Annotated in this window: 10 protein-coding genes and 1 tRNA gene; all 11 read right to left on the bottom strand. The window is 31.9% G+C overall.

Annotation, left to right across the window (positions count from 1 at the left end):
* Nucleotides 1-193 precede the first annotated feature (193 nt).
* The 11 genes from BTM19_RS10575 to uvrC all read right to left on the bottom strand — a co-directional run bounded on the left by BTM19_RS10575 (nt 194) and on the right by uvrC (nt 10,441).
* The gene (locus tag BTM19_RS10575; RefSeq protein ID WP_029379025.1) at nt 194-442 is read right to left on the bottom strand and encodes a GlsB/YeaQ/YmgE family stress response membrane protein; all 249 of its coding nucleotides are present in this window, start codon (nt 440-442) and stop codon (nt 194-196) included.
* A gap of 1,182 nt (nt 443-1,624) precedes the next feature.
* Complete coding sequence (locus BTM19_RS12980; protein WP_156035524.1) at nt 1,625-1,792, bottom strand: hypothetical protein; 168 nt, start codon at nt 1,790-1,792, stop codon at nt 1,625-1,627.
* Between the two features lie 443 nt (nt 1,793-2,235).
* Nucleotides 2,236-2,397: a hypothetical protein gene (locus tag BTM19_RS12975; RefSeq protein WP_156035523.1), complete on the bottom strand. Its 162-nt coding sequence runs from the start codon at nt 2,395-2,397 to the stop codon at nt 2,236-2,238.
* 188 nt (nt 2,398-2,585) lie between these two features.
* Nucleotides 2,586-2,659, bottom strand: a tRNA-Arg gene (locus BTM19_RS10565).
* A 319-nt stretch (nt 2,660-2,978) separates the two neighbouring features.
* A complete protein-coding gene (locus tag BTM19_RS10560) occupies nt 2,979-3,488 on the bottom strand; it encodes a YfcE family phosphodiesterase (RefSeq protein WP_058625608.1) in 510 nt (169 codons plus the stop codon).
* The gene (locus BTM19_RS10555; RefSeq protein ID WP_029379027.1) at nt 3,488-4,069 is read right to left on the bottom strand and encodes an XTP/dITP diphosphatase; all 582 of its coding nucleotides are present in this window, start codon (nt 4,067-4,069) and stop codon (nt 3,488-3,490) included. The genes BTM19_RS10560 and BTM19_RS10555 overlap by 1 nt, the downstream gene beginning before the upstream one ends.
* 11 nt (nt 4,070-4,080) lie before the next feature.
* Nucleotides 4,081-4,881 (bottom strand): glutamate racemase, encoded by an 801-nt coding sequence (gene racE, locus BTM19_RS10550; protein WP_029379028.1) that lies wholly within the window; start codon nt 4,879-4,881, stop codon nt 4,081-4,083.
* Nucleotides 4,882-5,088: 207 nt separating this feature from the next.
* Nucleotides 5,089-5,901, bottom strand: a complete 813-nt coding sequence (gene sdhB / locus BTM19_RS10545; protein WP_029379029.1) for a succinate dehydrogenase iron-sulfur subunit — start codon at nt 5,899-5,901, stop codon at nt 5,089-5,091.
* Nucleotides 5,902-5,903: 2 nt separating this feature from the next.
* A complete protein-coding gene (gene sdhA, locus BTM19_RS10540; RefSeq protein ID WP_029379030.1) occupies nt 5,904-7,667 on the bottom strand; it encodes a succinate dehydrogenase flavoprotein subunit in 1,764 nt (587 codons plus the stop codon).
* 45 nt (nt 7,668-7,712) lie between these two features.
* On the bottom strand, nt 7,713-8,324 hold the full coding sequence (locus BTM19_RS10535) for a succinate dehydrogenase cytochrome b558 subunit (RefSeq protein ID WP_029379031.1): 612 nt from the start codon (nt 8,322-8,324) through the stop codon (nt 7,713-7,715).
* Nucleotides 8,325-8,653: 329 nt separating this feature from the next.
* Nucleotides 8,654-10,441 carry an excinuclease ABC subunit UvrC gene (gene uvrC / locus BTM19_RS10530; protein WP_029379032.1) on the bottom strand — a complete coding sequence of 596 codons (1,788 nt, stop codon included), beginning with the start codon at nt 10,439-10,441 and terminating at the stop codon, nt 8,654-8,656.
* Nucleotides 10,442-10,609 lie beyond the last annotated feature (168 nt).

Here is a 10,609-nt window from a genome sequence, read left to right as displayed (position 1 = left end):
TGAGAAAATACTCGAAATAGCTATCAAAAATAACTTAATCGATCACTCATCTTTATTTATTGATTCCACCCATATTAAAGCAAATGCAAATAAAAATAAACAAACCTTACGCATTAATTTGCGCAAGGTTTGTCTACGTTCTGAAGTAAATTAACACCCTAAAGGATGTTAATTTACTTGTATAAACTATAATTTATTTTCTAATAACTTTCATTACTAATGAAACAATTAAAATTAAAACAATTGCTCCAATTAAAGCTGGTAAGATTGGCACTCCACCTAATACAGGTCCCCATGTACCAAGTAAACGACTACCTATTGCTGAACCTATTAATCCCGCAATAATATTTCCAATAATTCCACCTGGGATGTCTTTACCTAAAATGGTACCAGCAAGCCATCCAATTATGCCACCTACAATAATCATTAATATAAATCCCATATAAACACTCCTTTTTTTGCTAGACAAATTAATAGACAACTTATAGGCGTCTATGTTGATAGTTTTAAAATACGACAAATACATTAATAACTAAATCTCTAAATTAACTTTACACTCAAGCATTTACCAAAAAAATGACTTTCGCTTAATTAAATAGATAACTTTATTGCCCGCTATTCTTTAATACCCTGATAATATTTATCGAAACATTTTAAGAATCTATTGTAGCAGATACTTTAATAATAAATAAAATAACAATACATGAATTAAGTTACATTTAAAAATGTTCCAGAAATTCATACAATTAATTATACTTTTAGACAAGGTATTTTTACACTTTAAATTATTAGTATGACAAATTAAAAATAACGAAATAAAATCCACCTATTCATTCAGATGGGTTTTATGATTATATTTAAGAACTAACCGTTGAATTAAAATAGAAATTAACGTTAAACGACATGGTATGAAAATTCATTATTTAAATTATTCAAAATCAACGCCTTTACTTTTACTATGGAAAATTTATTCATAATTAACTTATAGAGTCATTAAGTAAACCAAAAATAAAATCGCTATTATTACTAAACAAATAGAAACTCTATAAATTTTTCTTTTAATTTTTAAATCGCATTCTTCACATGATATTTTCAAATATTTTACTTTAATTGTAATTCTTATAAAGTCAATAGCATCCATTAATATTAAAATAGAAATTAAGTATATACAAATCAATATGAAAGTTATTATGCGAAGCACCTCCAATAATAATTATTTCATTTTTATCATTGCTATTCGCCATCATAAAGCAAACTAAAACAAATAATCTAAAAAAATAAAAACATAGTTATTACCTCTAAACAAAATTATTATCTCTTATAGAACATTACACAACTATAATAACAAAAATTAATAATTCAAAAGCCAGCATATTCGTCACATTTATTTTTTTATAAATAAAGTATAGTAAATAAATATGCAAAAAGCTCAAACACATAAACGCCTGCCCTATCATCGAGATATGACAGATATATAATTTAATTTCCTAATACTATTACATACATGAATAATCCAATCGGCAGCATGCCTTTGATAAATACCATCCTCGTCATGCTGGATGCCTATACGAGAATTAACATACTTTAAATGCTTCACTCTTCTTTGCTATTACGCATCACTGTACTAGTTATTGGAATCATCTTTCCATGTCGTATTTAATGGTTCTGCCATTGTTAATAACGTTGACTCATCAACTAGAATAGGGTTAACACCTTTATTTGATAACCTTTGGTTAACTAACGTCAAAACCAAACTTAATACTCTTGCTATTACTGTTACCTTTACATACATTTCTTTTTTCTCCTTATAACAAAAAGCCAACATGACTATGCTGACTTAAACAATTGATAATATATTTATGTTGTGTTAATTTATAGATAGAAAAAGGGCAACACACCATAAATGTATCGCCCTAATGAGCCCGTTAAAAAGACGGTGACCATTCTTTAATGATTATCTTTAATAACCATCGAACCGGTCAAAGTTAGCGATGGTTATTTTTTATGGCTATTTTTACTAACTAATACTAAGCCAATGATTGTCATAACAACCATCAACATTTCATAATCAGTCAATGTTACTCCTTTCTAGGAGTCAAACCATATTTCATAGGCATCACCCCATTTATAATGAGATTAGCCACCATCTATCCAACTTGCTCACATTAATATTTTACCACATACACTAATATTCTTTCCCCAAGTCTTCTTTGATTTCATCCACTATTTTGAGCATTATACACTCTGTGCATTAAGTTTATGAATTAATTTCAAATCCTCATTTTGTGTTTTCAAATCTTCTTTTATATCTTTCAAATCATCATGTTTACTTATTATACTTTCAATTACTGCCAACCTATTATCATTCTCTTGCTTATCTTTATTAAATTCTGACATGCTTTTACATTCTATTAACGCATCTCACGGGCAACTGAATAATCTAAATTTGCGATTAAATATTCATATTTGGCTCTTTAACAAAGAGGAATTTTATTTACTATTGTATCGCATTGTAGACAAAATAAAAGAAACCCCGTCGTAACGGGGTTTCTAAGTTTGAAATGTGCGCTATTTAACGCTATTAGTGTCCTGGGAGGGATTCGAACCCCCGACCGATGGCTTAGAAGGCCATTGCTCTATCCAGCTGAGCTACCAGGACATATTCTTTTTGAACACAAGAATTATTATATCTAACTTATCGCTATAAAGCAATACTCCAAGCAATAAAAATAAATATGATTTTTCACTTTAATAGACTTTTTATCATCTTTTTTAAATTTCGTTAAAAAATTCACTAATTTTAGCATTTTATTAGGATAAAATAGCTTAATATTTCAATAATTTTAGGAGCGAAAGAGAAAAAAACTGCTTTAATCGCTCCTAAAAAATTCTATTCCAACAATATTACTTTATTAATCCAATCACTACATAGTATTTCACATAATTTATGTAACTGTTAAGCAATATACCTTCATTACTTATAAACTGAACGTTTCACTATCAATGATTTGGTGATTACGATTATAAAAATTCAATTTTACATCTTTTTCAGTTTCATCTATCAATAATTCGGCATAAGTCTCTTCTATATTACTTCTCGACTGCGAAATACTTCCAGGGTTTATGACATGAACGTCGCTAATATGCTCATGTTTAGCCACGTGTGTATGACCATAGAAAGCAAATTGGCATCCTGATGCTTTTGCTTGTTCTGCAAGTTGCATACGTGTAAGGTTCACATTGTATAAATGACCATGTGTATAAAATGCTCTAATATCATTGACTTCTATAATTTCTTCATTTGGAAATTCTGGATAAAAGTCCGTGTTCCCTTTAACTCTATAAAAATGACTTAATTCACTGTCATGATACTCAAATTCTGAATCACCTAGATGAATCGCAACGTCAACATTATCATGATGACTTATTACATCAAAAAGAATACCTTGTTCTGTGTGGTTATCACTAATTATGATCCATTTCAACATTATTGTTCACCTTCTAAATATTGTTGTAACTTTTCAATTGCTTTACCTCTATGACTTACCTCACTTTTTTCCTCAGCTGTAAGTTGAGCCATCGTTTTATTTTTGTCTTCTAAATAAAATATAGGATCATAACCAAAACCTTGTTCTCCAATTTTACTTAAAGTAATTTCTCCTTCAACTGTTCCTTTAAATTGAACAGTTTCTTCTCCAGGAGCACTCATACTAATGACACACACAAATTGTGCAGCACGATTAGTTTCATCACCTAAAGTGGTTAGCAATTTTTCTATATTAGCATTATCATCTTTTTCAGTTCCGGCGTATCGTGCAGAATATATACCAGGTTCTCCACCTAGCGCAAACACTTCTAGTCCACTGTCATCGGCAATTACTCGTTTATTTAATGCTTTTGCAGCAGCTTCTGATTTCAACTTTGCATTTGCTTCAAATGTATCTCCTGTTTCTTCTACATCAAAGTCCTCAATTAACTCTGTGATGCCTATTACATTATAGTTAGGAAATATAACTCTAAAATCATTTATTTTCCCTTTATTATTTGATGCAATTACGATATCTTCCATCGTTTCGTCTCCTATTCTTGTATTTCAATTTTTTCAACTTTCACTTTCATTTTTAACCATTCTTCAATAATTAATTCTATATGTTCAGTTTCTCCTGTAGCAAAAAATTTATGTTCAGGCTGTCGTTTATACCCTGCATGTTCATTACTAAATGTTAGTAAGGCACTTACCTCACGAGCAGTTTCTAATCCCGAAGAAATCACTACTTTTTCTCCACCAAAATAATCATTGATTGGCTGGTATAATAATGGATAGTGTGTACAACCTAAAATCACTGTATCGGCGTTACTATTTCTCCAATGCTTTAATGTTTGATGAATAATAATACTTGTGATTGTAGGGTCTTGGTAGCGCATCTGTTCAACTAAAGGTACAAAACCAGGACATGCAATCCCAGATACTTCAACATTTGGGTTTATATTTTTAATATGATGTCTATAGGCTTCAGATTTAATTGTACCTTCTGTACCTAAAATTAAAACATCATTATTTTTAGTAGTCATAATTGCAGTTCTTGCACCGGGTTCTATTACACCAATTACGGGTATCGGCAATATGTTTTGCAGATGTTTTAACGCTACTGCTGTAGCCGTATTACAAGCAATAACTAACATTTTAATATCAAATGCCATTAATTTCTGTGCTAATTCTGTAGTGAATTCCCTAACCTGTGAACCCTCTCTCGGGCCATAAGGGCAACGCTTAATATCACCTAAATAATATATTGTTTCGTTTGGAAGTTGACGCATAATTTCTTTAGCAACTGTTAAACCACCAACTCCAGAGTCAATTACACCTATCGGTTTGTCCATATTCAATTACATCCTTATTTATTATCTTGTACTTTATTGTAGCATAGTCTTGTTTTCAAAATCATTAATCATGCTAATAGTTAAGTCGTCATTCATAATATATACAATATATATTTACCCTATTTAACTATAAAATAATTATCTAATTTTATAAAAAAGGACTTAACATTTGTTACTCAAATGTTAAGTCCTTAAAATATTGTTCAATTAATGTACTTGATGATCTGAACCAAAGAATGATTTGAACATATGGAATGATGTTTCTCTATTTAAAGCAGCAATAGATGTAGTCAATGGTATCCCTTTTGGACATGCATTTACACAGTTTTGAGAGTTACCACATTCTTGTAAACCTCCGCCACCCATTAATGCTTCCAAGCGTTCGTCTTTTGTCATTGAACCTGTTGGATGTAAGTTAAATAGTCTAACTTGTGAAATTGCTTGGGCACCAACAAAGTCATTTTTACTAGTTACATTTGGACAAACTTCTAAACAAACACCACATGTCATACATTTAGAAAGTTCATAAGCAGTTTGACGTTTTTTCTCAGGCATACGTGGACCTGGACCTAAATCATACGTACCATCAATTGGAACCCATGCTTTCATTCGTTTCAAGTTATCGAACATTCTTGTTCGATCTACTTGTAAATCACGAATAACTGGGAATGTACTCATTGGTTCTAATTTAATAGGTTGTTCTAATTGGTCAACAATTGCAGAACAAGATTGTCTTGCTTGTCCATTAATTACCATTGAACATGCACCACAAACTTCTTCTAAACAGTTCATATCCCAAATAACAGGTGTTGTTTTTTCACCTTTACTATTAACTGGGTTTCTTCTGATTTCCATTAAACATGCAATAACATTTAGATTCTCTCTATAAGGAATTTCAAATTCTTCATTATATGGTGTTGATTTGTCATTGTCTTGACGTTTTATAATTAATTTAATTGTTTTTTGGCTAGGTTGCTCGTTTTGTGCAGGAGTTTCATTAACTTCTTTTGTTTCTACCATAATTATTTACCTCCCTTTGACGCCTTAGAGTAATCACGTTTACGTGGTGGTATTAAACTAATATCAACTGGTTCGTAAGTAAACTTAGGTGCTTCTGTTTTGCCTTGATACGTAGCTAATGTTGTTTTTAACCATTCTTCATCGTTTCTTTCTGGGAATTCTGGTTTATAATGTGCGCCACGAGATTCATTTCTATTGTATGCACCAATTGTGATTACACGTGCAAGTACTAACATATTCCATAGTTGACGTGTAAAGAATACGGCTTGGTTACTCCAAGTTTGAGTATCTTCAATATCAATATTTTGATAACGTTCCATCAATTCTACAATTTTCTTGTCTGTTTCTAATAAAGATTTATTTTCACGCACAACTGTAACATTTGCAGTCATGATTTCCCCTAATTCTCTATGAAGTTTATAGGCATTTTCAGTGCCCTTCATATTTAATAGTTGATCAAATTTTTCTTGTTGATCTTTAACGTGTTTTTCGTAAATGCTCTCATCTAAATCTGTATATGAATCTTCAATATTTGAAATATAATCTACTGCATTTGGACCAGCAACAGTACCACCATAAATTGCTGATAGTAAAGAGTTAGCCCCTAAGCGATTACCACCATGTTGTGAAAAATCACATTCGCCTGCTGCAAATAAACCTTTAATATTTGTCATTTGATCATAATCTACGTATAAACCACCCATTGAGTAATGTACTGCTGGGAAGATTTTCATTGGTACTTTACGAGGGTCATCACCAGTGAATTTTTCATAAATCTCAATGATACCACCTAATTTAATATCCAGTTCATGTGGATCTTTATGTGATAAATCGAGATATACCATGTTTTCACCGTTGATACCTAATTTTTGATTCACACATACATCAAAAATTTCACGTGTCGCGATATCACGCGGAACTAAGTTACCATAATCTGGGTATTTTTCTTCTAAGAAGTACCATGGCTTACCATCTTTATATGTCCAGATACGACCACCTTCACCACGTGCTGATTCACTCATTAATCTAAGTTTATCATCGCCAGGGATAGCAGTTGGATGAATTTGAATAAATTCACCATTAGCGTACATTGCACCTTGTTGGTATACAATTGAAGCAGCTGAACCTGTATTAATCATTGAATTTGTTGTTTTACCAAAGATAATACCAGGACCACCAGTCGCCATAATCACAGCGTCTGAACCAAATGATTGAATTTCAGCAGTTGTCATATCTTGAGCAACGATACCTCTTGCCATATTATCGTCATCTTTAACTATACCTAAGAATTCCCAGCCTTCGTATTTTGTAACTAATCCGTCAACCTCAAAGCTACGCACTTGTTCGTCCAATGCATAGAGTAATTGTTGACCTGTAGTAGCACCGGCATATGCAGTTCGGTGATACATAGTACCACCAAAACGTCTAAAGTCTAATAGTCCTTCTTTAGTTCTATTAAACATTACGCCCATACGATCAAGTAAATGAATAATTTTAGGTGCTGCATCAGTCATTGCTTTTACAGGTGGTTGGTTTGCTAAGAAGTCTCCACCATAAACAGTATCATCTAAATGCACTGACGGAGAATCTCCTTCACCTTTCGTATTTACCGCTCCATTAATGCCACCTTGTGCACAAACAGAGTGTGAACGTTTAACAGGAACAAGTGAGAACAGGTCTACATGCGCACCCTGTTCTGCTGCTTTAATTGTTGACATTAGACCAGCTAGTCCACCACCGACAACAATAATTTTCTTCTCTGCCATAAATTGTCACTCCCTCAAATATATGTGAAACTTTATTTTATAATTTTATAAAAATGCTAATATTGCGCTAATACCAATGTATGAAACTACTAAGAATACAATAAGCGAAACCCATGTAAAGATTTGCTGTGATTTTTTAGATTGTAATATCCCCCAAGTAACTAGGAATGACCATAAACCATTCGCAAAGTGGAATGTTACAGCTAATAAACATACAATGTAAAAAATCAACCATACCGGATTAGTTACAATGTCGTGTACCATATCAAAGTTCACTTCATGTCCTAATGCACGTTGTATTCTTGTCTGCCATAAATGAATCCCTATAAACACGAAAGTAATGATACCTGTCAAACGTTGTAACAAGAACATCCAGTTTCTAAACGCTGAATAGTGTCCAACGTTCTCTTTTGCCGTAAAGGCAATATGTACACCGTATACTGCATGATACAGAATTGGAATATATATAACTACAAATTCCAACACGATTAAAAAAGGTAATGATTCCATAAATCCAGCTGCCTTGTTGAACGCTTCAGCACCTTTAGTTGCTTGATGGTTTACAAGTAAATGGACTAATAAGAATCCACCTATTGGTATTACACCTAATAAAGAGTGTAATCGTCTTAAATAGAATTGATTTTTCGAGTATGCCAAAAGGAAGTCCCCCCTGTGAAACAATTAATTTTTTAGATTTCTTTTTTTGATGTGAAAGTAATTAGAAATCCCATACAAACCCTGAGTACAATAACTTTCTTTGCATTGTATGTTTGTTACAATACAATATTATTGCACAATTTTAAACATAGAAGTATTATACAAAGTCTACTTTTATACATAATTTAAAATACAGTGTCGATGAGAATATTCTCAATTAGAAAACGCTTCCACATACATGTAAAAAAAGAATTCCTGTTATTTGCTATTGTAACACTAATTAAATAGAAAATGGGCATGAGAATGATTCTCATGCCACAAAGTTTTCACTATTTTTTGTCATATAACGCTTGACGAAGATTCTCAGCAACATTTTGAGGGAGACCTGATTTTTTAAAATCTTCTACACTTGCTTCTTTCATTTTCTTAATGGAACCAAATGTGCGTAATAATTTAGTTTTTCTTTTAGCGCCAATTCCATCTACAGTATCTAACACAGATTGCAATCCAGTCTTTTGTCTTGTTTGCCTATGAAATGTTATTGCAAATCTATGAACTTCATCTTGTATTCTTTGAAGTAAGTAAAATGGTTGACTATTTTTCTTCATAGGAACAACTTCAGCGTTTTCACCATAAAGAATTTCTGATGTTTGGTGCTTATCATTTTTACGTAGACCTGCTACAGGTATATCTAGGCCTAATTCATTTTCAAGGACATCAAGTACACCGCTCATATGCCCTTTGCCACCATCTACAATAATCAAATCTGGTAATGGACTGCCTTCATTAAGTACTCGCGTGTAACGTCGGCGCACTACTTCGCGCATAGATTTGTAATCATCTGGCCCAACTACTGTCTTTATCTTATATTTGCGGTAACCTTTTTTATTGGGTTTACCATCCACAAATGAAACCATAGCCGAAACAGGGTTAACGCCTTGAATATTTGAATTATCAAAGGCCTCTATACGAATTGGTGTTTGAATACCCATCACATCGCCAAGTTCTTCTATTGCTTTTACTGTACGTGATTCATCTTTTGCAATTAACTCGAATTTATTTTCAAGTGTAATTTCCGCATTATGATTAGCTAAATCTACCATATCTTTCTTCTTACCTTTAAGAGGCTGAACAATTTTGGTATCTACAACTGATTGAATGATATCTTTATCAAGTTGCTTCGGAACATGTACTTCTTTAGGTAAAATATGTTGATTTAAATCATAAAACTGGCCTATAAAAGTGTAAAACTCCTCTTCTTCGGTCTGTTGAATAGGTATCATCGTAGCATCTCTTTTAATCATATTTCCTTGTCTTATAAAAAAGACTTGTATGCACATCCAACCTTTTGACACACTGTAGCCGAATACATCTCTTACAGTACTGTCAGAGGACGTAACTTTTTGTTTTTTATTTAAATTGTGTATATGTTGAATTAAATCTCTATACTCTTTTGCACGTTCAAAATCTAAAGTTTCACTGGCTTCTTGCATTTTTTGTTCTAAATTATGCAAAATGGTTTTATCTTCCCCGTTTAAGAAATCAGTAATTTCTTTAGTCATCTCTGCATATTTTTCTAAATCAACCGGATAAACACATGGTCCTAAACATTGTCCTATATGATAATAAAGGCACAATTTATCAGGCATCTTATCACATTTTCTAAAAGGATAAATACGATCTAATAGTTTTTTAGTTTCTTGTGCTGAATATGCATTAGGATATGGACCAAAATACTTACCGCTTCCCTTTTTAACTGTACGTGTAACAATTAACCTTGGGTATTTTTCTTTAGTTATTTTAATAAAAGGATAGCTTTTATCATCTTTTAATAAAATATTATATCTAGGTTGATATTGTTTGATTAAGTTCAATTCTAACAATAAGGACTCTGTTTCACTCGATGTTACTATAAATTCAAAATTCCTAATTTCACCAACTAAGCGTGTCGTTTTAGCATCATGTGCGCCTGTAAAATAAGATCTTAATCTATTTCTTAACTTCTTGGCTTTACCAACATAAATGATTTGGTCATTGCGATCTTTCATTAAATAACAACCTGGTTCAGTAGGTACAACTGTAAGTTTTTGTTTAATCTCTTTTTGATATGTTTCCATAATTTGTGCAGCCTCCTTTCTTTATCATTTATATATCAATGGTGTTTCGTTTATATAGTCATAAAATTACTGCTAAAAATCTATAGCTACTCTATTATAAAATACATTAGCTATATTATACAATTTATTGCGATCTTTACGTTTTAACTCTATGAAGGTTCATATAGC

Origin of the sequence: Staphylococcus xylosus, from assembly GCF_002732165.1 — a bacterium.
Taxonomy (GTDB): domain Bacteria; phylum Bacillota; class Bacilli; order Staphylococcales; family Staphylococcaceae; genus Staphylococcus; species Staphylococcus xylosus.
This window is presented reverse-complemented; position numbering and strand designations above follow the sequence as displayed.

Bases quoted from the DNA above. Each gene is read 5' to 3' on its own strand.
- BTM19_RS10575 (WP_029379025.1), bottom strand. From the start codon at position 442: ATGGGATTTATATTAATGATTATTGTAGGTGGCATAATTGGATGGCTT.
- BTM19_RS12980 (WP_156035524.1), bottom strand. From the start codon at position 1,792: ATGTATGTAAAGGTAACAGTAATAGCAAGAGTATTAAGTTTGGTTTTG.
- BTM19_RS12975 (WP_156035523.1), bottom strand. From the start codon at position 2,397: ATGTCAGAATTTAATAAAGATAAGCAAGAGAATGATAATAGGTTGGCA.
- BTM19_RS10560 (WP_058625608.1), bottom strand. From the start codon at position 3,488: ATGTTGAAATGGATCATAATTAGTGATAACCACACAGAACAAGGTATT.
- BTM19_RS10555 (WP_029379027.1), bottom strand. From the start codon at position 4,069: ATGGAAGATATCGTAATTGCATCAAATAATAAAGGGAAAATAAATGAT.
- racE (WP_029379028.1), bottom strand. From the start codon at position 4,881: ATGGACAAACCGATAGGTGTAATTGACTCTGGAGTTGGTGGTTTAACA.
- sdhB (WP_029379029.1), bottom strand. From the start codon at position 5,901: ATGGTAGAAACAAAAGAAGTTAATGAAACTCCTGCACAAAACGAGCAA.
- sdhA (WP_029379030.1), bottom strand. From the start codon at position 7,667: ATGGCAGAGAAGAAAATTATTGTTGTCGGTGGTGGACTAGCTGGTCTA.
- uvrC (WP_029379032.1), bottom strand. From the start codon at position 10,441: ATGGAAACATATCAAAAAGAGATTAAACAAAAACTTACAGTTGTACCT.